The following is a 24,204-nucleotide window of genomic DNA, read 5'->3' on the forward strand; positions in this document are numbered from 1 at the left end:
TTGATCGCTCGCGACGACCGCGGGCGATCGTCTCGACGATAGGGAGGAGCCCACATGGGCCAACTGGGAAATGCCGGCCTGCTGCTGGTCAACACCCTGATCAACATCTACCTGTTCCTGCTGATGCTGCGCTTTTTGCTGCAGGCGTCCCAGGCCGACTACTACAACCCCATCAGCCAGTCGGTGGTCAAGATCACCCAGCCGGTGGTGCGGCCTTTCCAGGGTTTCCTCGGCCCGGTGATGGGGCGCTTCGACATGGCGACTCTCGCCGCCGCTTTCGTGCTCAAGGCGGTGAGCGTGGTAGTGATTCTGCAGGTCGCCGGTTTCGGCATGCCGCCCATCACCCAGGTGGCGATCGGCGCCGTGGCGGCAATCGCCAATGCCATTCTCAAGATCTACTTCTTCGCGCTGATCGTGATGATCATCCTGAGCTGGGTCGCGCCCAACGCCAGCCACCCCGGGGCGCTGCTGGTCATGCAGCTGGTGGAACCGATCATGGCACCGGTTCGCCGGGTCATTCCGCCGCTGGGCATGATCGACCTGTCGCCCATCGTGGTCTTCATCGCCATCAGCCTCATCGATGGTATCGTGGTCGGCGCCCTGATGCGTGCCGCCGGCATCGCCGGCGCTCTGGTGGGCCTGTAAGACTCCGCCCGCTCCTGGCGAACCCTAACGACTGGACACCGAACGACACATGCCCGAGTTCCCCGATGACTCGGTCGGCCTGGTGACGCCGCAGACGGCGCACTTCGACGACCCCCTGGCCCTGGCCTGCGGCAGGACGCTGCCGGCCTATGATCTGGTCTACGAGACCTACGGCACGCTCAATGCCGAACGCTCCAACGCGGTACTGATCTGCCACGCCCTGTCGGGCCACCATCACGCCGCCGGTTATCACGGTAGCGACGAGCGCAAACCCGGCTGGTGGGATGCTCACATCGGTCCGGGCAAGTCCATCGATACCAACCGCTTCTTCGTGGTGTCGCTGAACAACCTGGGGGGCTGTCACGGCAGCACCGGTCCGATCAGCATGAACCCCGCCACGGGACGCCTGTGGGGACCCGACTTTCCCATGGTCACGGTGAGCGACTGGGTGCACAGCCAGGCGCGTCTGGCCGATCGCCTGGGCATCGAGCGTTTCGCCGCAGTGATCGGCGGCAGCCTGGGCGGCATGCAGGCACTGCAGTGGTGCCGACTCTATCCCGAGCGGGTTGCCAACGCCGTGATCATCGCTGCCACGCCCAAGCTCTCGGCACAGAATATCGCTTTCAACGAGGTCGCACGCCAGGCGATTCGCTCGGATCCCGACTTCCACGAGGGCTGGTACGCCGAGCACGACACGGCGCCACGCCGCGGCCTCAAGCTGGCGCGCATGGTAGGGCACATCACCTACCTCTCGGAAGACGCCATGGGCACCAAGTTCGGCCGCGATCTGCGCAGCGAGGACCTGAACTTCGGCTACGACGTCGAGTTCCAGGTCGAGTCCTACCTGCGCTACCAGGGCGACACCTTCTCCACCACCTTCGACGCCAACACCTACCTGCTGATGACCAAGGCCTTGGACTACTTCGACCCGGCAGCAGAACACGGTGGCGTGCTGGCCGAAGCCGTCGCGCCCAGCCAATGCCCCTTCCTGGTGGTGAGCTTCACCAGCGACTGGCGCTTCCCGCCGTCGCGCTCGCGCGAGCTGGCCAATGCCCTGACCCGTGCCGGCAAGCCGGTGAGCTACGTCAATATCGACTCGCCCCACGGCCATGACGCCTTCCTGTTGCCGGAGCCACGCTACCAGGCGGTATTCGCTGCCTTCATGTCCCGCGCCGCCCGTGAGCTGGGCCTGGAGGAGACCGCATGATGCGCGCCGATCTGGAGCTGATCCATCGCTGGGTGCCCGAAGGCGCCCATATCCTCGACCTGGCCTGCGGCGACGGCACCCTGCTGGAAGCCCTGGCGCGTGACAAGGGCGTCAGTGGCTATGGCCTGGAGATCGACCCTGAAGGCATCACCGCCTGCATCGCCAAGGGCGTCAGCGTGCTCGAGCAGAACCTCGACGAGGGGCTGGTCAACTTCGAGGACGATGCCTACGACCTGGTCGTCATGACCCAGGCATTGCAGGCGCTTCGCCGGCCCGACCGCATGCTCGACGAGATGCTGCGGGTGGCCCGAGAGTGCATCATCACCTTCCCCAACTTCGCCTACTGGCGGCATCGCGTGCATCTCGGCATTCGCGGCTACATGCCGGTTTCCAAGTCGCTGCCGCACGCCTGGTACGATACGCCTAACATCCATCTTTCGACCTTCAACGACTTCGAGCACCTGTGCCGCGAAAAGGGGCTTCGCATCACCGACCGAGCCGTGGGCATCGGCGATCATGAAGGACACTGGGCCACACGGCTATGGCCCAACCTGTTCGGCGAGATCGCGATCTTCCGCGTCGAGCGCCAGAATCGCCAATGACCCCCTGCCGTCGACCGTCATGTTCAAGGAGAGCGCCATGCTGAAACGCATCGTGTCGCGCCATCGTGTCCTGGCCATTGCCCTGTTGCTGGGCCTGCTACCGCTTGCTGGGCAGGCCCAGCAGTTCGAGCAGGTGGGTGACTATCAGGTCCACTACAGCGCCGTGAGTACCAGTTTCCTGCCCCAGTCCGTGGCCGAGGCCCATGGCATCCAGCGCAGTCCTGCCATGGCACTGCTCAACGTCAGCGTGCTCGAGGAGGTCGACGGCGAGCTGCGCCCGGTCAATGCATCGGTCAGCGGCACGGTAGGCGAGGTTCAGGGCAGCGAGCGCACGCCGCTCTCCTTCCGCACCCTGCGCAGCGGCGACACGCAGTCGCAGATCGCGGTGTTTCGCATCCGCGACGACGAGCCGATGCACTTCACGCTCGATGTGCGCTATGACCGCAACCGGGAGCCGGCCGAAGTGAGCTTTATCCAGCGCTTCCATATCGAGCGCTGAGCAAGATGTCCGACGCCATCGCGCATCTTGCCCAGTTGGATGCCTCGCCTTCGCGAGGCTTGACGCTGCCCGACGGTCGTCACGCCTTTCTCGTTCAGGTACACGGCCGCGTCAGCGCCTACCTCAATCGTTGTCCGCATCAGCAGGTGCCGCTGAACGTGCCGGAAGGGGATTTTCTCGAGGCGGGCGGCGAGCTGATCCAGTGCGGCATGCATGGCGCCCTGTTCCTGCCGGAGAGCGGCGAATGCGTGTTCGGCCCCTGCCAGGGCCGCTCCCTGGAACCGCTGCCGATCTCAGTCGATGCCGAGGGCAACATCTACTTGGCGAGTGAGTGACACCGGCAGACGCTCGCCCAGCGCGATCGTCACCGGACTGCCATCATGCCAGCCGACCTGGCAGCCATGCGCGATGACCTCGACTCCGCGCTCGACCACGGCTTTCAAGGTGGCGGCATAGGCCGGATCGAGATGCGCCGCCGGGGCCACGTCGCGGATGCCGGTATGCGCCACGCAGAACAGCAGCACCGCACGCCGGCCCTGCTCGGCCAGGGCCGCCAGCGCCAGCAGGTGCTTGCGGCCGCGCTCGCTGACCGCATCGGGGAAGTAGCCGTGGCCATCGAGCTCTTTGAGCGTTACCTGCTTGACCTCGACGTAGGCGCTGTCGCGCTCGGCATCGCCGAGGCAAAAGTCGAGACGCGCCCCCTCGACCCTGGCCTCGCGCCTGAGCGTGGCGTAGCCGGCCAGCGCCGGTACCCGACCCGCGCGCAGCGCCTCCTCGACGATACGATTGGTGCGCCCGGTATGCACCGAGGCCAGTGCCACGCTGCCATCGGCCTGGGTCAGTTCGATCAGCTCCCAGGTCCAGGCCAGCTTGCGTGCCGGGTTGTCGCTGGGCGCCAGCCACACGCGGCAGCCGGGCACGTTGACTGCCCGCATAGAGCCGGTATTGGGGCAATGGGCCACCACTTCGCGGCCGTCCTCGAGGCGTATGTCGGCGAGAAAGCGCTTGTAGCGACGCAGCAAAACGCCGGGAACCAGGCAGGGATAGTCCATCTCGCCTCCTACAACCGCGCCAGGAAGCGCTCGAGCCGGCTCACCGCCTCCTCCAGGCGCGCAACGCCGGTGGTAAACGCCATACGCACATGGTGCTCGCCTCCGCTCACGGCGAAATCGACCCCCGGGGTGATCGCCACGTTCTCCTCCTCCAGCAGACGCTGGCAGAAGTCCTGGCTGTCACGGCTGTAGCGCGAGATGTCGAGCCACAGGTAGAAGGCGCCCTGGGGCGGCAGCGACGGCGCCAGGCCCAGCCGGGCAACACCGGCCAGCAGTGCGTCACGGCGTCGCCCGAGCTCGCGGCGACGCCGCTCGAGAATATCGCGGCACTCAGGCGTGAACGCCGCCAGGGCCGCGTGCTGGGCCGGGGTGGGAGCGGCGAGGAAGACGTTCTGCGCCAACCGGGTCAGCGGCTCCACGGCCTCCTGCGGCGCCAGCAGCCAACCCAGGCGCCAGCCGGTCATGCCGAAATACTTGGAGAAGCTGTTGACCACGAAGGCATCGGGAGTGAGCGACGCCACCGACAGCGGCTCGAGGTCGTAGCTGAGGCCCTGGTAGATCTCGTCTACCAGCAGATGGCCACGACGTGCCGCCACCGTGTCGGCGACCGCCCTGAGCTGTGCCGCATCAAGCATGTGGCCGGTGGGGTTTGACGGCGTGGCGAGCATTGCCAGGCGGGTATCATTGCGCCAGTGGCTTGCGACGAGGCCGGCGTCTAGCTGCCAGCCGCTCTCCAGGCCGACAGGGACGGTATCCACTTCGGCGCCGGCCAGCGCCATGAAGTGGCGGTTGCAAGGGTAGTTGGGATCGGCCATCAGCACTCGGTCACCCGGACCGACGAGCAGCTGGCTGGCCAGCAGCAGTGCCCCGGAAGCCCCAGGCGTGACCAGGATCCGCCGGGGGTCGACTTCGGCGCCGAAGTGCTCGCGGTAGTGGCCGGAAATCGCTTCGCGCAGGGCCGGCAAGCCGGCGGCCGGACTGTAGCGGGTGTGTCCTGCCGACAGCGCTGCGTGCCCGGCCGCCGTCACCGGCTCGGGGGTGGCAAAGTCGGGCTCGCCTACCTCCAGATGAATGACGTCATGGCCGGCGGCCTCGCGCGCCTGGGCGGCTTCCAGCAGACTCATCACACGGAAGGGCGCGACGCGTTCAACGCGCGGATTCCACGACATGGCATACTCCTGAGCGCAAGAAAGATAACCGCCGGTGGGCACTTTTCCCCTTTCGGCGGTCAAAAAACAATACCATCGATTCAGGTCGCTGGGAGGCCTCGGCCGATTTCACCGGGTATTGCAAAACTCGGAGAATTCCGATAAACAAGCATGCCTTTGGCGTGAGATACCTTGCACCATGTTGCGGCGGGTATTGATCAGCAGTCACTCAAGTAATGAGGCAATCCCATGCCAGTAGCAGACAAGAAAACGGAAGCGCCCAAAAGATTCACCCCGTACGAGGCGGCGCCGGGTGAAGAGTACATGAACGAGCAGCAGCTTGAGCACTTCCGACAGATCCTGCTGGGCTGGAAACAGGAGCTCATGGAAGAGGTCGATCGTACGGTGCGTCATCTGCAGGAAGAGGCGAACAACTATGCCGATCCGGCGGATCGCGCCACCCAGGAAGAGGGCTTCAGCCTGGAACTGCGCACCCGCGATCGCGAACGTAAATTGCTCAAGAAGATCAACGAGACGCTCGAGAAAATCGATGAGGACGACTACGGCTTCTGCGAGGCCTGCGGCGTCGAGATCGGCATCCGTCGCCTGGAGGCACGCCCCACCGCGACCCTGTGCGTCGACTGCAAGACCCTGGCCGAGCTCAAGGAAAAACAGCTCGGCGGCTGATACCGGCGTGATGCGTCTCGCTCTTCTCTGCAACGGGCACCGCTGGGTGCCCGTTTGCGTGTCGGCCACCCTCGCCTGGAGCCTGCCATGACCGGCTATCGCGGCCGCTTTGCTCCAACCCCCTCCGGTGCCCTGCACTTCGGCTCACTGATCGCGGCCCTGGCCAGCTTTCTCGACGCCCGCCGCGCCGGTGGCGAATGGCTCGTGCGCATCGAGGACATCGATCCGCCGCGCTGCCCGGCGGGAGCAGCCGACATGATCCTGCGCCAGTTGGAGGCTTTCGGCCTGCATTGGGACGGCCCGGTGCTCTGGCAGCACGACCGCGACACCGCCTATGCCGCCGCCCTGGAACGCTTGAAGGCCCGAGGGCTGGCCTATGCCTGCAGCTGCTCACGCAAGCAGTGGCGCGGCTATCCGATCTATCCCGGCTGGTGCCGCAACGGCGTGTGCGAGCCGAACCAGCCGCTGGCCTGGCGCCTGCGCAGCGATCTCGGCCTGCGCCCGGTGATCTGGCAGGACAGGCTGTTCGGCGAACAGCGCTTCGACCCGGCCCAGCTCGGCGACGTGGTGCTCAAACGCAAGGATGGGCTGTGGGCCTACCAGCTTGCCGTGGTGGTAGACGACGCCGACCAGGGCATCAGCGACGTGGTGCGTGGCTACGACCTGCTCGACAACACGCCCTGGCAGCGCCAGTTGCAGCAGGCGCTGGGCCTGCCCGAACCGCGCTACCTCCACCTGCCCTTGATCGTCAACCGTGAAGGCCAGAAGCTGTCCAAGCAGAACCTGGCGCCGGCACTGCCGCTCGAGGATGGCGCGGTGCGACCCTTGCTCCATCGCGCCCTCGTGGCTCTCGACCAGGCCCCGCCCGATACGCTGAACACGACAAGCGTGAACGAGCAGCTGGCCTGGGCGATCGCTCACTGGGAGCCCCGGCGCATCATCGCCGACGCCCAGCGCAGGGAGTAGGAGTTCATGTACGTCTATCGCATCATGCTGTTCCTGGTCTTCGGCGGCTACCTGCTCTCGCCGCTGCTGATGAGCGGCTGGTCGAGTCCCGGCGTGGCCTGGTATCGCCCCTTCGTCATCTGGGGGGTTCTGATCGCCTTGACGCTATGGCTGGAACAGAAGAGGAAGCTCGATGAACGCTAGCCTGACCAGCGTCTTCTTCCTGGGCACCGGTTACCTGCTGCTGATGTTTCTCTGCGCCCTGGCGGCGGAGCGGGGCTGGCTCAGCCGCAGAGTGACCCGTCACCCCGCCGTCTATACCCTGGCCCTTGGCGTCTACGCCAGCGCCTGGGCGGTCTACGGCAGCCTGGAGCTGGCCGCCGAGTCGGGCTATGGCTATCTCACCTACTACCTCGGCGCGGCAGGGGCGTTCCTGCTTGCCCCGGTGCTGCTGGTGCCGATCCAGCGCATGGCCCGCACCCACCAGCTCGCCTCGCTGGCCGACCTGTTCGCCTTCCGCTTCCGCTCGCGCTGGGTGGGCACCCTGATCACCGTGATCAGCCTGCTGGCGGTCCTGCCGTTGCTGGCACTGCAGGTCCAGACCCTGGGCGACGCCATCCAGCTGATGACCGGCGCCACCTCACCGGCCCTGCTCGCGCTCGCGCTATGCATGCTGATCGCACTGTTTGCGATGATCTTCGGTGCGCGCCACGGCAAGGGGCCCGCCCGGCACGACACGCTACTCGCCGTGATTGCATTGACCTCGGTGGTAAAGCTCGTCGCCATGCTGGCCCTGGGCGCCTTCGCCCTGTTCGTCGTCTTCGACGGTCCCGCCGAGCTGCAAACCTGGCTGGACGGTCCCGGGCAGATCTATCAGGCCAGCGTGATGCAGCCCGACGCCGCCCACTGGCGTACGTTGCTGTTGCTGTTCTTCGCCACGGCGCTGCTGATGCCGCATATCTTCCACATCACCTTCGCCGAGACCCTCTCGCGCCATACCCTGCTGCAGGCGAGCTGGTCGCTGCCGCTGTTCCTGCTGCTGATGGCGCTTCCGGTGCCGCTGCTGCTGTGGGCCGGCCAGCGGCTGGGCAGCCATGAGGCGCTGAGCGCCGCCTACCTGGCCTTCGGCCTCTCCGACGCCTTCTGGGTCCAGGCACTGGCCTTCCTCGCCGGCCTCGCCGCTACCAGCGGCACCTTGGTGATCATCGCCATGTCGCTGTCGGGCATGATCCTCAACCATGTGCTGCTGGTCGCCCATCCGCCCGAGGCCCAGCCCAACCTCTACCGCTGGCTGCGCTGGCTGCGCCGGGCGCTGATGGCCACGGTGATCCTCGGCGGCTGGCTGTTCTATCGCACGGTGGGCGTCCATCACGACCTGACTACGCTGGGATTGGCGGCCTTCGTTGGCATGGCCCAGTGCCTGCCGGGGTTATTGGCGCTGCTCTACTGGCCGGGTGCCAACCGCAAGGGCATGGTGTCGGGCCTGGTCGTGGGCGTACTGGTCTGGCTCGCCGGGCTGTGGCTGCCACTGCTCACCGGCCTGCCCACTCTACTCCTGATCCCACCGGGCCTGGAGCTGCTCGTCGGCGAGCCCGACTGGTACGTGGTGACCCTGGTGTCGCTGGCACTCAACATCCTCGTCTTCATCATCGTCTCGCTGGCCACGCCCACCTCCGAGGGAGAGCGTGCCGCCGCCGAGGCATGCTCGGTGGATGCAGTGATCCGCCCCAAGCGACTGCCGCTGATCGCCACCACCGGCGAGGAGTTCAAGCAACCGCTGGCCCAGGCGCTGGGCGAGGACGTCGCCCAGCGCGAAGTGGAACGCGCCCTCACCGACCTGGGCATGTCGCCGCTCGACGGGCGCCCCTACGCCCTGCGCCGGCTGCGCGACCGCATCCAGGCCAATCTCTCCGGCCTGATGGGCCCCTCGGTGGCACAGGACATCGTCGACCGCTACCTGCCCTACCGCCGCAGTGGCCAGGAGCCCACCGACGACATTCACTTCGTCGAGAGCCGGCTGGAGGCCTATCGTTCGCGACTCACCGGTCTGGCGCGCGAGCTCGACGGACTGCGCCGCTACCACCGTCGGATCCTCGCCCGGCTGCCGGTGGGGCTTTGCACCTTCGGCGTCGATGACGAACTGCTGATGTGGAACGACGCCTTGGCCGAACTCTCCGGCATCGACGGAGCCGGCGTGGTGGGCGCCCGCCGCGATGGCCTGCCGGCTCCCTGGGCCGAGCTGCTGGGTCGCGCCTTGGTCGAGCCCAACGATCATCTCTACAAGCAAGCGGTGGAACTCAAGGGCGGGACGCGCTATCTGACGCTGCATCGCGCCGAGTTACAGGCCGATGACGACGTGCGCGGCGGCACCGTGATCCTGATCGAGGACCACAGCGAAATGAAGTGGCTCGAGGACGAACTGGTGCACGCTGCGCGGCTCGCCTCGATCGGCCAGCTGGCTGCCGGCGTGGCCCACGAGATCGGCAACCCGGTGACCGGCATCTCTTCGCTGGCGCAGAACCTGCGCTACGACACCGACGATCCTGAGGTACTGGAAACCGCCCACCAGATCCAGCAACTCACCGACCGCATTTCGCGTATCGTGGGCTCGCTGGTCGGCTTCGCTCATGGTGGCCGTCACGTCAAGGGCACCAGCCTGGCTCCCGTATCCATCGCCGAGATCACCGAGGAGGCCCTGCACTTGATCCGGCTGGCGCGCTCGGGAGAGGATGTCCGTTACCGTAACCTCTGCCCTGCCGAACTCGAGGTGCACGGCGACGCCCAGAGGCTGCAGCAGGTCATGATCAATCTGCTGAGCAACGCGCGAGACGCCAGCGAGCCGGAGGGCGAAGTGGTCATCGCGGCCGAACCGGAAGGCGGCATGCTGAAGGTCACCGTCACCGACGAAGGCCATGGGCTCGACGACCGGGTTCGCGAACACCTCTTCGAGCCCTTCACCACCACCAAGCCGCCAGGCGAAGGTACGGGACTCGGCCTGCCGCTGGTCTACAGCATCGTGGCGGAGCACCATGGCAGGATCGAGATCGAATCACCACCCCCCGGGCAGGAGCGCGGCACCCGCATCTGCCTGTGGCTGCCCACCGAACGAGAGGATGGCGAAGATACCGATGAGCCGGATTCTGATCGTTGAAGACGAAGCCATCATCCGCACCGCATTGCGCCGGCTGCTGGAGCGCCACGGCTACGAGGTCAGCGAGGCTGGCTGCGTGGACGAGGCGCTGGCCCTGGAGCCGCGCGGCTTCGATCTGGTGATCAGCGACCTGCGCCTGCCCGGCGAGCCCGGCACCGACCTGATCGAACAGGCCGCGCCGGTGCCGGTGCTGATCATGACCAGCTACGCCAGCATGCGCTCGGCGGTGGAGTCGCTGAAGCAAGGCGCAGTGGACTACGTGGCCAAGCCCTTCGACCATGACGAACTGCTGGAGACCGTGGCCCGGGTGCTTCATCAGCAGTCGGCACACCGCACCTCGCCACCCGACATTACCGACGCCGGCGGCTCGCGCCAGAAGATGATCGGCGAATGCGCGGCCATGCAGGCAGTCTACACGCGCATTCGCAAGACGGCGCCGGCCGACGTCACCGTGCTGATCCAGGGCGAGTCGGGCACCGGCAAGGAGCTGGTGGCACGCGCCATACACCAGCAGAGCCAGCGCATCCACGCGCCGCTGATCTGCGTCAACTGTGCCGCCATCCCCGAGACCCTGATCGAGTCGGAGCTGTTCGGACATGAGAAGGGGGCCTTTACCGGTGCCAGTGCCGCCCGTACCGGCCTGGTGGAGGCCGCCGACGGCGGCACCCTGTTCCTCGATGAGATCGGCGAACTGCCGCTGGATGCTCAGGCGCGCCTCCTGCGAGTGCTTCAGGAGGGCGAGATCCGGCGCATCGGCTCGGTCGAGACCCGCCATGTCGACGTGCGCCTGATCGCTGCCACCCACCGCGACCTGCGAGCCCTGTCCAAGACCGGCGAGTTTCGTCTCGACCTGTACTACCGCCTGAACGTGATGCAGATCGATCTGCCGCCGCTGCGCGAGCGCGAGGACGACATCCTGCTGATCGCCGACGCCCTGCTGGAGAAGGCCTGTCGCCGACACCGGCGTGACGGGCTTCGCCTGTCACGCGCGGCGCATCGCGAAATCCGCGACTACCCTTGGCCAGGCAACGTACGTGAGCTCGAGAATGCCCTCGAGCGTGGTGTGATCCTGGCCGAAGGCCACCTGATTCACCCCGACGACCTGGGGCTGAACCCGAGCCCTGCCGCTCAGCACCGCAGCGTCGTGGAGCCAAGATCGATACCGACCGACCAGGCACGGGACGAAGAAAGTGAGAACGAGGAGGATCTGTCGCTCGAGGATTACTTCCAGCACTTCGTCCTGGAACACCAGGATCACATGAGCGAAACGGAGCTCGCCCAGAAACTGGGCATCAGCCGCAAATGCCTGTGGGAGCGTCGCCAACGTCTCGGTATCCCGCGCAAGAAGCAGGCACGGCGTAGCAGCGCATGACGTCCATCTAAGACTAATGTCCAAGCGCCTCGGCCGACTCGCCGCAGGCGCTTTTTTCGTGCCACGCAGGGCTCGCTTGCACCAGGTGTTACCTTCCCACCCAGAAATTGCCCCGACATGGCGCAGTGGAGGTAACACATCAGCCACGCAACGTCTGGGCACTTCCGAGAGCAAACTTCATGCTATTGATTTTCATGCAATAAAAGACTTGTTGGCATGTGCCGTGCAACTACCAAGGCAAGAAAAACAACATCCGGCTGCCCCCCGAGCCAACAACAAAAACAAGGCACCAGGGGAAGGCAGAGCCTGCACCAACAACAACAATGGCAGGCTGTGAAAAGGATGCGGCCAAGGGGCAACAACAACAAGATGCCCCGGAAAATGCCGCCCTTCGCTTTGTTCGCCAACAACAACAAGACGGAAGCGAAGCACCGGATCCATCAGGACGCGACGCGCCAGCCCCGGCCAACAACAAGAACAATGGCCGCAAGAGCGCACCTTCGGCAACAACATCAACAAGCCGAAGGCAGGCATACCTCCTGTGCCGTCGTGGTTGGATTATTGTTTTGAATACGAGGCGGTCGCAACCAGGAACGTCAACAATCACAACAACACTGTTTGCCTGTGACTCTTGGTGACTGTGGTGCGTATTCAAGGCGATGCGCCATCACGAAGAAGAAACAGCCGCAAGGACGCAGCACCGTTTAGCTTGTCAGAGGAGGCCCAACGGCCTCCTCTTTTGCTTTGCACATTCCTGCCAGGTCCCTGCGGTGAGAACGTCCGCCGCTTTGCAAGGTGTCGGTGGTCGGCTACACTCTACAACTTTCGCACACTGCGAGTCGAAATCGCCGCATGTTCAAAGGATTTACCCGCTTTCTGCAGAGCCCTGGCACACATCTCAGGACACTCTTCGGCCCCCAGGACGCTTCCGGGGGGCAGGCAGGCCCTCGAATCGTTCCCCGCGACCAGCACCCCATTTCGCGCCAGCACTTCAGCGAGGCGGCACTGAAGGTGCTCTATCGTCTGCATAACGCTGGGTTCGAGGCCTACCTGGTCGGCGGCTGCATTCGCGATTCCCTGCTCGGCAAGATGCCCAAGGATTTCGATGTCGCCACCGATGCCACGCCGGAACAGGTGCGCGAACTGTTCCGCAACTCGCGCATCATCGGTCGCCGCTTCCGCATCGTGCATGTGCGCTTCGGCCGCGAGGTGATCGAGGTCACCACATTCCGCGGCACTCACAGCGACGACCACGGCGACCATATCGCCCAGCAGTCGGAGCATGGCCTGCTGCTGCGCGACAACGTCTGGGGCAATATTCAGGAAGACGCCATTCGCCGCGACTTCACCGTCAATGCGATCTACTACAGCATTGCCGATTTCTCCATACACGACTTTGCCGATGGCATGCGCGATATCGAATCGCGCACCCTGCGCCTGATCGGCGACCCGGCCGTGCGCTATCGCGAGGACCCGGTACGCATGCTGCGTGCGGTGCGCTTCGCCGCCAAGCTCGACTTCCATATCGCGCCGGATTCGGAAGCCCCGATCCACGAGCTGGCGCCGCTGTTGCTGCAGATTCCTCCCGCGCGGCTATTCGACGAGGTGCTCAAGCTGTTCATGGCCGGGCACGGCGTGGAGACCTTCCGCCTGCTGCGTCACTACGGCCTGTTCGCCATGCTGTTCCCCGAGACCGATGAGGCCATGGCCGAGCTGTCCTGGGCGGAGCCGCTCCTAGAGGAGGCCTTGGCCAGCACCGACAGACGCATTCACGAGGAGAAGCCGGTGACTCCCGCCTTCCTCTTCGCCGCCTTGCTGTGGGGCCCCGTACAGCGCCGCCAGAGCGTTCTGGAAGCCGAGGGCATGCCACCCATCCCCGCGCTGCAGCTCGCCTCACAGCAGGTGCTGTCGCGCCAGTTGAAGCACATTTCGGTGCCCAAGCGCTTCAGCCTGCCGATGCGCGACATCTGGGACCTCCAGCAGCGCCTGCCCCAGCGCCGCGGCAAGCGCGCACTGCAGACCCGCGAGCATCCCCGCTTTCGCGCCGCCTACGACTTCCTGCTGCTGCGCGAGTCCGCCGGCGAGATAGAGCCCGGGCTTGGCGAGTGGTGGACGGCCTATCAGGAGGGCGACGAGCACGAGCAGCGGCGCCTGCTCGAAAAGGCGGGGGCCGATACCGGACCCGGCGGCAACACCCCCCGGCGGCGGCGCCCGCGCAAACGCCGACGGCGCAGTCCCTCCGGTCCCTCATGACGCCTCTCGTCGACGCATACGTCGGCTTAGGCAGTAATCTCGACGATCCGGTCGATCAGGTCTGCCGCGCCTACGGGGAGCTGAATACCCTGCCCCTGACCGAGCGAGCCGCCGCCTCGCGGCTGTATCGCAGCCGTCCGGTCGGGCCGCAGGACCAGCCGGATTTCATCAATGCCGTCATCCACCTGCGCACACGCCTCTCGCCGCTGGCCCTGCTCGACCAGCTGCAGGCACTGGAGCAGCGGCATCGCCGCGTGCGTCAGCGCCACTGGGGGCCCCGCACCCTCGACCTCGACCTGCTACTGTACGGAAATGAGACTCTGATATTGCCGCGACTGCAGGTGCCGCACCGTGAAATGGCGGCCCGTGCCTTCGTGCTGCTGCCGCTCGCCGAGCTGGCGCCGCGGCTGCAGCTGCCGGATGGTCGTCGCATCGCTGACCTGGCGGAAACGCTCGCCTCGGCTGGTGAAGTCGAAGTGTTACCTGACAGCGGGAACTGAGGCGCAAGGTGTTACCGGTCGACACGACCACCGCATTCTGGTAACAATCAGGCGCTGCCCTGGCACCACCGCTCCAGCCAGGCGCCCGGAACATAACGAGAGCACGCCATGAAAACCGTCACGCTAAGCACGCTGCAGGCCTATAAGCGCTCAGGCGAAACCTTCAGCTGTCTGACCGCCTACGATGCCTCCTTCGCGCGCACCGCCACCGAAGCGGGCATTGAGGTACTGCTGGTCGGCGATTCGCTGGGCATGGTGCTTCAGGGCCATGCCAGCACCCTGCCGGTGACCCTCGACGACATCTGTTATCACACCCGCTGTACCGCCCGCGCCAAAGGGGCAAGTCTGCTGATGGCAGACCTGCCGTTCATGAGCAATGCCAGCAACGAGCGCCTGCTGAACGATGCCGGCGAGCTGATGCGTGCCGGCGCTGAAATCGTCAAGGTCGAGGGCGAAGCGTGGATGGCCGACGGTATCCGCGAGCTGACTCGCCGCGGCGTGCCGGTGTGCGCCCACCTGGGCCTGACGCCCCAGACCGTCTACCAGCTCGGCGGCTACAAGGTCCAGGGCCGCGACGCCGAGCGCGCCGCACAGATCCTCGAGGATGCCCGCACCCTGGTCGAAGCCGGTGCCTCGGCCATCCTGCTCGAGTGCGTGCCGGCCAGCCTGGGCAAGGCCGTTACCGAGGCCCTCCAGGTGCCGGTGATCGGCATCGGCGCCGGCCCGGACACCGATGGCCAGATCCTCGTCCTGCACGACGTGCTCGGCGTCACCCATGGCCGCACACCACGCTTCGTCAAGAACTTCATGGCCGAGGCCGATGACATTCCCGGCGCCTTCCGTCGCTATCACGAGGACGTCAAGGCGCGCCGCTTCCCGGCTGAGGAACACTGTTTCTAGTTCCGTTCTTCCATCGAGGAGGCCCGCTGATGCGAACCCTGCGAGACATTTCTGCGCTGCGCGAGACCCTCGGCGAGCATCGTCGCCGAGGCCAGCGTATCGGTCTGGTGCCGACCATGGGCAACCTGCATGCCGGTCACCTGGCGCTGGTTGAAACCGCACGCCGCCATGCCGACGTGGTCGTCGCGACGGTTTTCGTCAACCCGCTGCAGTTCGGTCCCAATGAGGATCTGGATGCCTATCCGCGCACGCTGGCCGAGGACCAGGAACAGCTCGAGGTGGCCGGCTGCGACCTGTTGTTCACGCCCTCCGTCGCGACCCTCTATCCCCGCGGCGTACACGAACAGACCCGCGTCTGCGTGCCGGCCGTCAGCGAGGGCCTGTGTGGCGGCTCGCGGCCCGGCCACTTCGACGGTGTCTCCACCGTGGTCAGCATCCTGTTCAACCTGGTTCAGCCCGACGTAGCCTGCTTCGGCGAGAAGGACTATCAGCAGCTGGCAGTCATTCGCAAGCTGGTCGACGACCTGCACTTTCCCATCGAGATCGTCGGCGTGCCGATCGTGCGGGCCGAGGATGGACTGGCGCTCTCGTCGCGCAACGGCTACCTCGACGAGGCCGAGCGCGCCACGGCACCGGAGCTGCAGCGCACCCTGGCCGCGCTGCGCACGTCACTCGAAGCCGGAGAGCCCATCGAGACGACCCTCGAAGCCGGCCTGGCTCGGCTGCGAGCCTCCGGCTTCGTCCCCGATTACCTGGAGCTGCGCGCCACCGACCTGGGACCGGTGAGCGCTGCCACACGCGACGCCGTGCTGCTGGCCGCCGCCCGGCTGGGCACGACCCGCCTGATCGACAACCTGACCCTGACCCTGCCACGCTAGGCGGCAGGCGAATGCACCCGGAGGAAGACGTCCGCATGTTCACCGTCATGCTCAAGGCCAAGCTGCACATGGCCCGTGTCACCCACGCCGTACTCAACTACGAAGGTTCCTGCGCCATCGACGGCGAGCTGCTGGACATGTCCGGCATCCGCGAGAACGAGCAGATCCAGATCTACAACGTCGAAAACGGGCAGCGCTTCACCACCTATGCCATTCGTGCCGAGGAGGGCTCGCAGGTGATCTCGATCAACGGCGCCGCCGCCCATCTGGCCGGCCCCGGCGACCGCGTGATCATTTGCAGCTATGCTCATTACAGCGAGGCGGAACTGGACAATCACCAACCACGCCTCGTCTACCTGCAGGAAGGCAATGTCGTCAGCCATACCAGCAATGCCATTCCCGTCCAGTTCGCCTGACGGTCCGGCATCGCGGCTGGTGCTATCGCCGCATGGGGCATTGCCGCAGCGCACAAAAGTCGCCTATGCTGGACTCTCAGCGTCCGTGAACGACTCAGGAGAATTCCAATGCAAGATGTGGTGATCGTAGCCGCTCGCCGTACCGCGATCGGCGCCTTCGGGGGGTCGCTTGCCGGCATACCCGCCAGCGACCTCGGGGCGCTGGTGATCAAGGACATCCTCGCCTCCACCGGCGTGGCCGCCGTCCAGATCGATGAGGTGCTGCTCGGCCAGGTACTCACGGCTGGCGTCGGCCAGAACCCGGCTCGCCAGGCCGCCATCAAGGCCGGCCTGCCTGCCGCCGTTCCCGCCATGACCATCAACAAGGTATGCGGCTCGGGTCTCAAGGCGCTGCACCTGGCCACCCAGGCGATCCGCTGCGGCGATGCCGACCTGATTCTTGCCGGCGGCCAGGAGAACATGTCACTCGCTCCCCACGTGCTGCCCAACTCGCGTACCGGCCAGCGCATGGGCGACTGGAAGGCCATCGACTCCATGGTCCATGACGGCCTGTGGGACGCCTTCAACAACTACCATATGGGCATCACGGCCGAGAATCTGGCCGAGAAATACGGCATCACCCGCGAGGCCATGGACGAATTCGCCGCCGCCTCCCAGCAGAAGGCCGCCGCGGCCATCAAGGAAGGGCGCTTCAAGAGCCAGATCGTGCCGGTCGAGATTCCCCAGCGCAAGGGCGATCCGGTCGTCTTCGATACCGACGAGAACCCGCGCGAAGTGACCGCGGAAAAGCTCGGCGGCATGAAGCCTGCGTTCAAGAAGGATGGCACCGTCACCGCCGGCAATGCCTCCTCGATCAACGACGGCGCCGCCGTGGTGATGATCTGCTCCGCCGACAAGGCCAAGGAACTCGGCCTCGAGCCGCTGGCTCGCATCGCCGGTTACTCCAATGCCGGCGTCGATCCCTCGATCATGGGCATCGGCCCCGCCCCGGCCACCCGCCGCTGCCTGGAGAAGGCCGGCTGGAGCCTGGACGATCTCGATCTGGTCGAGGCCAACGAGGCCTTCGCGGCCCAGGCGCTGTCAGTCAACAAGGAGCTCGGCTGGGACACCTCCAAGGTCAACGTCAACGGCGGCGCCATCGCGCTGGGCCACCCCATCGGCGCCTCGGGCTGCCGCGTGCTGATCACGCTGCTGCACGAGATGATCGCCCGCGACGCCAAGAAGGGCCTGGCGACGCTGTGTATCGGTGGCGGGCAGGGGGTCGCCCTCGCCATAGAGAGGTAAAGCCGCTGCGCGCGCTGGCTTTCGCTAGCGTGGCAGCACTTAAAAAAACCGCCCCCATGGCCAGGCCATGGGGGCGGTTCGCGTTACGGCGTCGGGTGCAGCTTACAGCGCAGTCTCGGCCTGCTCGGCTTCGAAGGCGGCCTTCTCTTCCGGCGCGATCTCCTTGATGGTGAGCTTAACGCGGTTGCGGTTGTCGATGTCGAGCACCTTGACTACCACCTCGTCACCCTCGTTGAGGAAATCACGCACGTCGTTGACCCGCTCGGGCACGATCTGCGAGATGTGCACCAGGCCGTCGGTGCCCGGCATGATGTTGACGAAGGCACCGAAGTCGGCGATGCGAACCACCTTGCCCTTGTAGAGCTTGCCGATCTCGGCCTCGGCGGTGATCGACAGCACGATGTCGATGGCCTTCTTCGCCGCCGCCTTGTCCTCGGCGTAGATGCGCACGGTACCGTCGTCGTCCAGGTCGATGGAGGCGCCGGTATCCTCGCAGATCTTGCGGATGGTGGCGCCGCCCTTGCCGATGACGTCGCGGATCTTCTCCGGGTCGATCTTGATGGTGGCCATGGAGGGCGCGTTCTCGGAGACTTCGGCACGGCTCTGGCCGATGACCGTGTTCATCTGCTCGAGAATGTGCAGGCGGGCCTCATGGGCCTGCTGCAGGGCGATCTCCATGATCTCCTCGTTGATGCCCTCGATCTTGATGTCCATCTGCAGGGCCGTGACGCCGGCGGAGGAGCCCGCGACCTTGAAGTCCATGTCGCCCAGATGATCCTCGTCGCCGAGAATGTCGGTGAGTACGGCGAAACCGTTCTCATCCTTCACCAGGCCCATGGCGATCCCCGCTACCGGGGCCTTCATCGGCACGCCGGCATCCATCAGCGCCAGCGAGGCACCGCAGACGGAGGCCATGGAGCTGGAGCCGTTGGATTCGGTGATCTCGGAGACCACGCGAATGGTATAGGGGAAGTCCGCCTCGTCGGGCAGCATCGCCTGCACGCCGCGGCGCGCCAGACGGCCATGGCCGATCTCACGACGCTTGGGGCCGCCCATGAAGCCGGCCTCGCCCACGCTGTAGGGCGGGAAGTTGTAGTGCAGCAGGAAGCGATCCTTGCGCTCGCCTTCCAGCGACTCGATCAGCTGGGCATCGCGCAGGGTACCCAGAGTGGCGATGACGATCGCCTGGGTCTCGCCGCGGGTGAAGATCGCCGAGCCGTGAGTCTTGGGCAGGCTGCCGACTTCGATCGCCAACGGCCGCACGGTCTTCTGATCGCGACCGTCGATGCGCGGCTCGCCCTTGATCACGCGGGAGCGCACCACGCGTTTCTCGAGGCTGGCGAACGCCCCCTTGACCTCGTCGGCGTCGAACCGGCCCTCTTCCTCACCGGCCAGTTGCTCCACCGCCTGCTCCTTGAGCGCAGCGAGTGCATCCTGGCGCGCCATCTTGTCGGTGATGCGGTAGGCTTCGCCGACCTTGGCCTCGAAGGCGGTGGCGACGGCCTGCTTGAGCGCGGTGTTCTCGGCGGGCGGCTGCCACTCCCACTTGGGCTTGCCGGCCTCGGCGACCAGCTCGTTGATCGCGCGGATGGCCACCTGCATCTCCTGGTGGCCGTAGAGCACGGCACCCAGCATCTCGTCCTCGAGCAGCTCATCGGCCTCGGACTCGACCATCAGCACGGCCTTTTCGGTACCGGCGACGACCATGTCCAGCTCGGAGCTGGCCAGCTCTTCCACGGTGGGGTTGAGGAAATACCCCTTCTCCTCGTCGAAACCGACGCGAGCGGCGCCGATGGGGCCGTTGAACGGCACGCCGGAGATCGCCAGCGCCGCGGAGGTGCCGAGCATGGCGGCGATGTCCGGGTCATGATTGCGGTCGGTGGAGAGCACCGTACAGATGACCTGCACCTCGTTCATGAAGCCCTTGGGGAACAGCGGGCGAATGGGGCGGTCGATCAGCCGCGAGGTGAGGGTCTCCTTCTCGGTGGGACGCCCCTCGCGCTTGAAGAAGCCGCCGGGGATCTTGCCCACCGCGTAGGTCTTCTCCTGATAGTGGACCGACAGCGGGAAGAAATCCTGCCCGGGCTTGGTATCCTTGCGGGCGACCACGGTGCACAGCACCACGGTCTCGTCCATGGTGACCATGACGGCACCGGTGGCCTGCCGGGCGATGCGCCCGGTTTCCAGGGTGACGGTGCTGCGACCGTACTGAAACGTTTTCTTGACCGGATTCACGGCGACTTCCTTCAACTTGTCTCTACTCATGTATGGGTCGTTTTTGACTCGGCGACCATTTTAGGGGTTGACGCGCGTGAGAGCCACCTATACCGCCGATTTCGCCTCCTGGAAACGCAAAACGGGCAGCCCCATGGGGGCTGCCCGCTTCGTTTCCAGCCTCGCGTCGTTTAACGACGGAGACCCAGGCGCTGGATCAGTGCCTGATAGCGAGAAAGATCCTTGCGCTTCAGGTAATCCAGCAGCTTGCGGCGCTGGTTGACCATGCGGATCAGGCCACGACGAGAGTGGTGATCCTGCTTGTTGGTCTTGAAGTGATCCTGCAGGCCATCGATGTTGGCGCTCAGCAGGGCCACCTGAACCTCGGGGGAACCGGTGTCGTTGTCGCCACGGCCGAATTCCTTGACGATCTCGGCCTTCTGTTCAGCGGTAAGTGCCATCTGTGTCTCCAGTAAGCAATATGCCTGAAACGTGAATGTGTGAGACCACGCATATTTGCAGTCTCGGGCGTCTCTCCTTCAGGGACAGGCTCTCGCCGCCCCTCAATCGGCTGCCGTATTGAGCAGCCGCTTCGGTGCCACTTCCTGTGGCCCCGTCACCACGCCGAGCCCGAGGAAGGTCTCGTCGCAGTAGAGTCTCGTCAGCTTGCCGGTCTTCTCGCCGGTAGCAGCGACGCTGGCCGCCTGGCCGTGCATGAGTCGCTGCCTGGCGCGCTCGTCGACCTCGACCTTGGGCAGATGCGCCACCAGCACGTCGACCGGCAGCAGCGTCGCCTCGCGCTCCTCCTGGCCCGACAGCGCTTCCAGCGCCTCGATGGGCAGCATGCCCTCGCTGTCGAAGGGGCCGGTGGCGAGCCGCCGCAGGGCGGTGATATGCGCCCCGCTGCCGAGTGCCCGTCCGATGTCCTCGGCCAGGGTGCGCACGTAGGTGCCCTTGCTGACCCGGACCTCGAGCTCGAAGGCGTCGCCTTCGAAGGCAAGCAGCCGGGCATCATACACCGTCACACGGCGCACTGCACGCTCGACGCTCTTGCCTTCGCGGGCCAGTTCGTAGAGCTTGCGCCCCTGGTGCTTGAGCGCCGAGTACATCGGCGGTACCTGCTCGATCTCGCCACGAAAGCGCTCGAGCGCCCGCTCGATATCCACCGGCGTCAGTGGCGGCACCTCGCAGCGCTCGACCACCTCGCCCTCGGCATCGCCGGTGTCGGTCACCGCCCCGAGCTGCACCCGGGTACGGTAGACCTTGTCGGCCTCGAGCAGGTGCGCCGAGAACTTGGTCGCCTCGCCCAGGCACACCGGCAACAGCCCGGTCGCCATCGGGTCCAGCGTGCCGGTATGGCCCGCCTTCTGCGCCTGCAGCAAGCGCCGTACCCGCTGCAAGGCATGGTTGCTCGACGCACCTCTGGGCTTGTCGAGCAGCAGCACTCCGTTGACCGGCAGACCGCGACGCCGGCGCGCCATCAGTGGCGCTCTCCCTCGTCGTCACCGGCGTTCGGCTCGCCCTCTTCGTTTGGATGACGGGAGCGATCGCTTTCGACCGCCTCGTCGATCAGCGAGGAGAGCCGCTGACCGCGCACCACGCTCTCGTCGTAGTGGAAGCGCAACTCCGGCACGTGACGCAGCTTGATGCGCCGGGCGATCTGGCTGCGCAGGAAACCTGCCGCCTGCTTCAGTACCTTGAGGTTCTCCTTGATGCGCTCGGGACTGTCCTCGCCGAGCAGGGTCACGTAGACATCGGCATAGCCGAGGTCACGGCTGACCGTGACCCCGCTGACGGTGACCATGCCCAGGCGCGGGTCCTTGACTTCGCGCTGGATCAATACGGCCAGCTCCTTCTGCAGCTGGTCGCCGACCCGGTCGGTACGCTTGAACTCGCGCATGCTCCACCCCCGCTGCGATTACAGCGTCCGCTCGACCTTGACCTGGTCGAAGACCTCGATCTTGTCGCCGACCTGAACGTCGTTGTAGTTCTTGACGCCGATGCCGCACTCCATGCCGTTGCGCACTTCCTGGACGTCGTCCTTGAAGCGGCGCAGCGACTCGAGTTCGCCCTCGTAGATGACCACGTTGTCGCGCAGCACACGGATCTTCTTGTTGCGGAAGACGGTGCCCTCGACCACCATGCAGCCGGCCACGGCGCCGATCTTGGGCGCACGGAAGACGTCGCGAACCTCGGCCACGCCGACGATCTCTTCCTTCCACTCCGGTGCCAGCATGCCGCTCATGGCCTGCTTGACCTCGTCGATCAGCTGGTAGATGACGCTGTAGTAGCGCAGATCCAGCCCCTCGCGCTCGATGATCTCGCGGGCGGCAGCGTCGGCACGCACGTTGAAGCCGACCACGATGGCCTCCGATGCCAGCGCCAGGTTGGCGTCGGTCCCGGTGATGCCACCCACGCCCGAGGAGACCACGGCCACCTGCACCTCGTCGGTGGAGAGCTCCTCGAGAGCGCCCTTGATCGCTTCCAGCGAACCCTGCACGTCGGCCTTGAGCACGATGTTGACCTTGGCCACCTCGTCCTGGCCCATCTGGCTGAACATGTTCTCCAGCTTGGCCTTCTGCTGACGCGCCAGGCGTACCTCGCGGTACTTGCCCTGACGGAAGTTGGCGACCTCGCGGGCCTTCTTCTCGTCGGCCACGACCATGAAGTCGTCACCGGCGTCCGGGGTGCCGTCGAGGCCCTGGATCTCCACCGGCATGGCGGGGCCCGCCTCCTCGACCTGCTGGCCGAGCTCGTTGGTCAGCGCACGCACGCGGCCGTAGTGCAGGCCGGCGAGCACGATATCGCCCTTCTTCAGGGTGCCGTTCTGGACCAGCACGGTGGCCACCGGACCGCGGCCCTTGTCGAGGCGCGACTCGACCACCACGCCCTTGCCCGGGGCTTCCGGCACCGCCTTGAGCTCGAGGACCTCGGAGACCAGCTGGATCGCTTCCAGCAATTCCTCGATGCCTTCACCGCTCTTGGCCGAGACGTGGACGAACTGGGTATCGCCGCCCCACTCCTCGGAGATGACACCGTGCTGGGAGAGCTCGTTCTTGACCCGGTCCGGGTCGGCTCCCGACTTGTCGATCTTGTTGACCGCCACCACGATGGGCACTTCGGCCGCCTTGGAGTGCTCGATCGCCTCGACCGTCTGCGGCATGACGCCGTCGTCGGCCGCCACCACCAGGATGACCACGTCGGTTGCCTTGGCACCACGGGCCCGCATGGCGGTGAACGCCGCGTGGCCGGGAGTGTCGAGGAAGGTCACGCCGCCGTGCTGGTCCTCGACGTGGTAGGCCCCGATGTGCTGCGTAATACCGCCAGCCTCGCCGGTGGCCACCTTGGCCTTGCGGATGTAGTCGAGCAACGAAGTCTTGCCGTGGTCGACGTGCCCCATCACCGTGACCACCGGCGAGCGGCTGATCTCCTCGCCCTCGTAGGAGATGCCTTCGAGCATTTCGGTCTCGAGGGCATCGTCCTTGATCAGCTTGGGCACGTGACCCATCTCCTCGACCACGATGGCCGCGGTATCCTGATCGATGGTCTGGTTGATGGTCACCGCCGCGCCCATGGTGAACATGGTCTTGATGACTTCGTTGGCCTTGATCGACATCTTGTCGGCCAGGTCGGCGACGCTGATCGACTCGGGAATCGACACCTCGCGCACGATCGGCTGGGTCGGCTTCTGGAAGCCGTGCTTGCCGCCACCGGACTGACTGGAGCCACGACGGCCACCACGGCGCTCGGCGCGCTTGACCTTCTTGCCGCCGCCGCGACGACGCTCCTCGCGGTCCCCACGGTCGTCGTCGTCGCGATCGTGACGTCCCTTCTTGGCCGAGGCCTTCTTGGGCGGCGCGGTACGCCGGTCGGTACGGCCCTCCTTGGGCGGTGCCGGAGGCTCCGGCTCGCCGGTCGGCTCCTCAGGCGTCTCGAGTTCGGGCACCGGGATCTCGGGCTCGGCGGCGGCCTTGGCCGCCTCGGCCTTGGTGGCTTCCTCGCGAGCAGCCTGCTCGGCGGCGCGCACCTTGGCCTGCTCGGCCTCCTGGGCTTCACGCTTGGCCTGTGAATCGGCCATGTCGCCGACCAGCTGACGCGGCCCGGTCTCTTCCACCGGCTCGGGGGCAGGGGCCTCCTCTTCGGCGCGCTTGACGTAGGTGCGCTTCTTGCGCACCTGCACCTCGATTGTCTTGCCACGCTCGCCGGTCTTGATGCGACTCTTGGTCTTGCGCGTCAAGGTGATGCGATTGCGCGCTCCGGCACCGCCGCCACCATGGCTCTTGGTCAGGTAATCGAGCAGCTTGCGCTTGTCCTCCTCGGACACGGCATCGCTCTCGGACTTGTGCTCGAGCCCGGCTTCTTTCATCTGTTCCAGCAGGCGGGGTACGTCGCGGCCCACCTTCGCTGCAAAATCTTTAACGGTCATTTCCGACATCTCGACCCTCCTCAGC

Annotated in this window: 23 protein-coding genes; 16 read left to right on the plus strand and 7 right to left on the minus strand. The window is 65.8% G+C overall.

Annotated elements, in window-relative coordinates:
• The first annotated feature begins 54 nt into the window (after nt 1-54).
• The 5 genes from HNO53_RS19830 to HNO53_RS19850 are packed head-to-tail and all read left to right on the plus strand — an operon-like array spanning nt 55 to nt 3,288.
• The gene (locus tag HNO53_RS19830) at nt 55-645 is read left to right on the plus strand and encodes a YggT family protein (RefSeq protein WP_209474571.1); all 591 of its coding nucleotides are present in this window, start codon (nt 55-57) and stop codon (nt 643-645) included.
• A gap of 49 nt (nt 646-694) precedes the next feature.
• Nucleotides 695-1,852 (plus strand): homoserine O-succinyltransferase MetX, encoded by a 1,158-nt coding sequence (gene metX, locus HNO53_RS19835; protein WP_209474573.1) that lies wholly within the window; start codon nt 695-697, stop codon nt 1,850-1,852.
• Entirely contained in the window at nt 1,852-2,454 is a 603-nt protein-coding gene (metW, locus tag HNO53_RS19840) for a methionine biosynthesis protein MetW (RefSeq protein WP_209478727.1), read from the plus strand. The genes metX and metW overlap by 1 nt, the downstream gene beginning before the upstream one ends.
• 37 nt (nt 2,455-2,491) lie before the next feature.
• Nucleotides 2,492-2,953: a DUF4426 domain-containing protein gene (locus HNO53_RS19845; protein ID WP_242597479.1), complete on the plus strand. Its 462-nt coding sequence runs from the start codon at nt 2,492-2,494 to the stop codon at nt 2,951-2,953.
• Between the two features lie 5 nt (nt 2,954-2,958).
• Nucleotides 2,959-3,288 carry a Rieske (2Fe-2S) protein gene (locus HNO53_RS19850; protein ID WP_209474575.1) on the plus strand — a complete coding sequence of 110 codons (330 nt, stop codon included), beginning with the start codon at nt 2,959-2,961 and terminating at the stop codon, nt 3,286-3,288.
• On the opposite strand, the gene sfsA is transcribed toward HNO53_RS19850, so the two are convergent.
• Together sfsA and HNO53_RS19860 are read right to left on the minus strand one after the other, a co-directional pair.
• Nucleotides 3,247-4,005 (minus strand): DNA/RNA nuclease SfsA, encoded by a 759-nt coding sequence (sfsA, locus tag HNO53_RS19855; protein ID WP_209474577.1) that lies wholly within the window; start codon nt 4,003-4,005, stop codon nt 3,247-3,249. The genes HNO53_RS19850 and sfsA overlap by 42 nt on opposite strands.
• A gap of 8 nt (nt 4,006-4,013) precedes the next feature.
• Nucleotides 4,014-5,174, minus strand: a complete 1,161-nt coding sequence (locus HNO53_RS19860; RefSeq protein ID WP_209474579.1) for an aminotransferase class I/II-fold pyridoxal phosphate-dependent enzyme — start codon at nt 5,172-5,174, stop codon at nt 4,014-4,016.
• A gap of 228 nt (nt 5,175-5,402) precedes the next feature.
• Between HNO53_RS19860 and dksA the strand changes: the two genes are divergently transcribed.
• From dksA to HNO53_RS19915, 11 genes are all read left to right on the plus strand, one after another.
• Nucleotides 5,403-5,840, plus strand: coding sequence for an RNA polymerase-binding protein DksA (gene dksA / locus HNO53_RS19865; RefSeq protein WP_209474581.1), 438 nt, complete (start codon nt 5,403-5,405; stop codon nt 5,838-5,840).
• Nucleotides 5,841-5,927: 87 nt separating this feature from the next.
• Nucleotides 5,928-6,806 carry a tRNA glutamyl-Q(34) synthetase GluQRS gene (gene gluQRS, locus HNO53_RS19870; RefSeq protein WP_209474583.1) on the plus strand — a complete coding sequence of 293 codons (879 nt, stop codon included), beginning with the start codon at nt 5,928-5,930 and terminating at the stop codon, nt 6,804-6,806.
• A gap of 6 nt (nt 6,807-6,812) precedes the next feature.
• The gene (locus tag HNO53_RS19875) at nt 6,813-6,989 is read left to right on the plus strand and encodes a hypothetical protein (protein ID WP_167119311.1); all 177 of its coding nucleotides are present in this window, start codon (nt 6,813-6,815) and stop codon (nt 6,987-6,989) included.
• Nucleotides 6,979-9,936, plus strand: coding sequence for an ATP-binding protein (locus tag HNO53_RS19880; protein ID WP_209474585.1), 2,958 nt, complete (start codon nt 6,979-6,981; stop codon nt 9,934-9,936). Before HNO53_RS19875 ends, HNO53_RS19880 begins: the two co-directional genes overlap by 11 nt.
• Nucleotides 9,914-11,308 (plus strand): sigma-54-dependent transcriptional regulator, encoded by a 1,395-nt coding sequence (locus HNO53_RS19885; RefSeq protein ID WP_209474587.1) that lies wholly within the window; start codon nt 9,914-9,916, stop codon nt 11,306-11,308. The genes HNO53_RS19880 and HNO53_RS19885 overlap by 23 nt, the downstream gene beginning before the upstream one ends.
• An 852-nt stretch (nt 11,309-12,160) precedes the next feature.
• Entirely contained in the window at nt 12,161-13,561 is a 1,401-nt protein-coding gene (pcnB, locus tag HNO53_RS19890; RefSeq protein WP_209474589.1) for a polynucleotide adenylyltransferase PcnB, read from the plus strand.
• A complete protein-coding gene (gene folK, locus HNO53_RS19895) occupies nt 13,558-14,061 on the plus strand; it encodes a 2-amino-4-hydroxy-6-hydroxymethyldihydropteridine diphosphokinase (protein WP_209474591.1) in 504 nt (167 codons plus the stop codon). Before pcnB ends, folK begins: the two co-directional genes overlap by 4 nt.
• 108 nt (nt 14,062-14,169) lie before the next feature.
• The gene (panB, locus tag HNO53_RS19900) at nt 14,170-14,961 is read left to right on the plus strand and encodes a 3-methyl-2-oxobutanoate hydroxymethyltransferase (protein WP_209474593.1); all 792 of its coding nucleotides are present in this window, start codon (nt 14,170-14,172) and stop codon (nt 14,959-14,961) included.
• Nucleotides 14,962-14,990: 29 nt separating this feature from the next.
• On the plus strand, nt 14,991-15,839 hold the full coding sequence (gene panC, locus HNO53_RS19905; protein ID WP_209474595.1) for a pantoate--beta-alanine ligase: 849 nt from the start codon (nt 14,991-14,993) through the stop codon (nt 15,837-15,839).
• A gap of 35 nt (nt 15,840-15,874) precedes the next feature.
• Complete coding sequence (panD, locus tag HNO53_RS19910) at nt 15,875-16,255, plus strand: aspartate 1-decarboxylase (RefSeq protein WP_209474597.1); 381 nt, start codon at nt 15,875-15,877, stop codon at nt 16,253-16,255.
• 108 nt (nt 16,256-16,363) lie between these two features.
• Complete coding sequence (locus tag HNO53_RS19915) at nt 16,364-17,539, plus strand: acetyl-CoA C-acetyltransferase (RefSeq protein WP_209474598.1); 1,176 nt, start codon at nt 16,364-16,366, stop codon at nt 17,537-17,539.
• Nucleotides 17,540-17,641: 102 nt separating this feature from the next.
• Here HNO53_RS19915 and pnp read toward each other — a convergent pair whose 3' ends face one another.
• The 5 genes from pnp to infB form a co-directional block, all read right to left on the minus strand.
• On the minus strand, nt 17,642-19,774 hold the full coding sequence (gene pnp / locus HNO53_RS19920; RefSeq protein WP_209478729.1) for a polyribonucleotide nucleotidyltransferase: 2,133 nt from the start codon (nt 19,772-19,774) through the stop codon (nt 17,642-17,644).
• Nucleotides 19,775-19,944: 170 nt separating this feature from the next.
• Nucleotides 19,945-20,214 carry a 30S ribosomal protein S15 gene (gene rpsO / locus HNO53_RS19925; RefSeq protein ID WP_111415227.1) on the minus strand — a complete coding sequence of 90 codons (270 nt, stop codon included), beginning with the start codon at nt 20,212-20,214 and terminating at the stop codon, nt 19,945-19,947.
• A gap of 102 nt (nt 20,215-20,316) precedes the next feature.
• A complete protein-coding gene (truB, locus tag HNO53_RS19930) occupies nt 20,317-21,234 on the minus strand; it encodes a tRNA pseudouridine(55) synthase TruB (RefSeq protein WP_209474599.1) in 918 nt (305 codons plus the stop codon).
• Nucleotides 21,234-21,653 carry a 30S ribosome-binding factor RbfA gene (gene rbfA, locus HNO53_RS19935; protein WP_209474600.1) on the minus strand — a complete coding sequence of 140 codons (420 nt, stop codon included), beginning with the start codon at nt 21,651-21,653 and terminating at the stop codon, nt 21,234-21,236. The genes truB and rbfA overlap by 1 nt, the downstream gene beginning before the upstream one ends.
• A gap of 18 nt (nt 21,654-21,671) precedes the next feature.
• Nucleotides 21,672-24,188 (minus strand): translation initiation factor IF-2, encoded by a 2,517-nt coding sequence (infB, locus tag HNO53_RS19940; protein ID WP_209474601.1) that lies wholly within the window; start codon nt 24,186-24,188, stop codon nt 21,672-21,674.
• Nucleotides 24,189-24,204: the final 16 nt, after the last annotated feature.

Source organism: Billgrantia antri, from assembly GCF_017868935.1.
GTDB classification, from domain to species: Bacteria; Pseudomonadota; Gammaproteobacteria; order Pseudomonadales; family Halomonadaceae; genus Halomonas; species Halomonas antri.

Excerpts from the sequence above, each read along its gene's own strand:
- metW (WP_209478727.1), top strand. The coding sequence starts at position 1,852 with ATGCGCGCCGATCTGGAGCTGATCCATCGCTGGGTGCCCGAAGGCGCC.
- panC (WP_209474595.1), top strand. The coding sequence starts at position 14,991 with ATGCGAACCCTGCGAGACATTTCTGCGCTGCGCGAGACCCTCGGCGAG.
- infB (WP_209474601.1), bottom strand. The coding sequence starts at position 24,188 with ATGTCGGAAATGACCGTTAAAGATTTTGCAGCGAAGGTGGGCCGCGAC.
- gluQRS (WP_209474583.1), top strand. The coding sequence starts at position 5,928 with ATGACCGGCTATCGCGGCCGCTTTGCTCCAACCCCCTCCGGTGCCCTG.
- panD (WP_209474597.1), top strand. The coding sequence starts at position 15,875 with ATGTTCACCGTCATGCTCAAGGCCAAGCTGCACATGGCCCGTGTCACC.
- rbfA (WP_209474600.1), bottom strand. The coding sequence starts at position 21,653 with ATGCGCGAGTTCAAGCGTACCGACCGGGTCGGCGACCAGCTGCAGAAG.
- metX (WP_209474573.1), top strand. The coding sequence starts at position 695 with ATGCCCGAGTTCCCCGATGACTCGGTCGGCCTGGTGACGCCGCAGACG.
- HNO53_RS19880 (WP_209474585.1), top strand. The coding sequence starts at position 6,979 with ATGAACGCTAGCCTGACCAGCGTCTTCTTCCTGGGCACCGGTTACCTG.
- pcnB (WP_209474589.1), top strand. The coding sequence starts at position 12,161 with ATGTTCAAAGGATTTACCCGCTTTCTGCAGAGCCCTGGCACACATCTC.
- rpsO (WP_111415227.1), bottom strand. The coding sequence starts at position 20,214 with ATGGCACTTACCGCTGAACAGAAGGCCGAGATCGTCAAGGAATTCGGC.
- HNO53_RS19830 (WP_209474571.1), top strand. The coding sequence starts at position 55 with ATGGGCCAACTGGGAAATGCCGGCCTGCTGCTGGTCAACACCCTGATC.
- folK (WP_209474591.1), top strand. The coding sequence starts at position 13,558 with ATGACGCCTCTCGTCGACGCATACGTCGGCTTAGGCAGTAATCTCGAC.
- HNO53_RS19845 (WP_242597479.1), top strand. The coding sequence starts at position 2,492 with ATGCTGAAACGCATCGTGTCGCGCCATCGTGTCCTGGCCATTGCCCTG.
- truB (WP_209474599.1), bottom strand. The coding sequence starts at position 21,234 with ATGGCGCGCCGGCGTCGCGGTCTGCCGGTCAACGGAGTGCTGCTGCTC.
- HNO53_RS19885 (WP_209474587.1), top strand. The coding sequence starts at position 9,914 with ATGAGCCGGATTCTGATCGTTGAAGACGAAGCCATCATCCGCACCGCA.
- dksA (WP_209474581.1), top strand. The coding sequence starts at position 5,403 with ATGCCAGTAGCAGACAAGAAAACGGAAGCGCCCAAAAGATTCACCCCG.
- sfsA (WP_209474577.1), bottom strand. The coding sequence starts at position 4,005 with ATGGACTATCCCTGCCTGGTTCCCGGCGTTTTGCTGCGTCGCTACAAG.
- HNO53_RS19860 (WP_209474579.1), bottom strand. The coding sequence starts at position 5,174 with ATGTCGTGGAATCCGCGCGTTGAACGCGTCGCGCCCTTCCGTGTGATG.
- HNO53_RS19915 (WP_209474598.1), top strand. The coding sequence starts at position 16,364 with ATGCAAGATGTGGTGATCGTAGCCGCTCGCCGTACCGCGATCGGCGCC.
- panB (WP_209474593.1), top strand. The coding sequence starts at position 14,170 with ATGAAAACCGTCACGCTAAGCACGCTGCAGGCCTATAAGCGCTCAGGC.
- HNO53_RS19850 (WP_209474575.1), top strand. The coding sequence starts at position 2,959 with ATGTCCGACGCCATCGCGCATCTTGCCCAGTTGGATGCCTCGCCTTCG.
- HNO53_RS19875 (WP_167119311.1), top strand. The coding sequence starts at position 6,813 with ATGTACGTCTATCGCATCATGCTGTTCCTGGTCTTCGGCGGCTACCTG.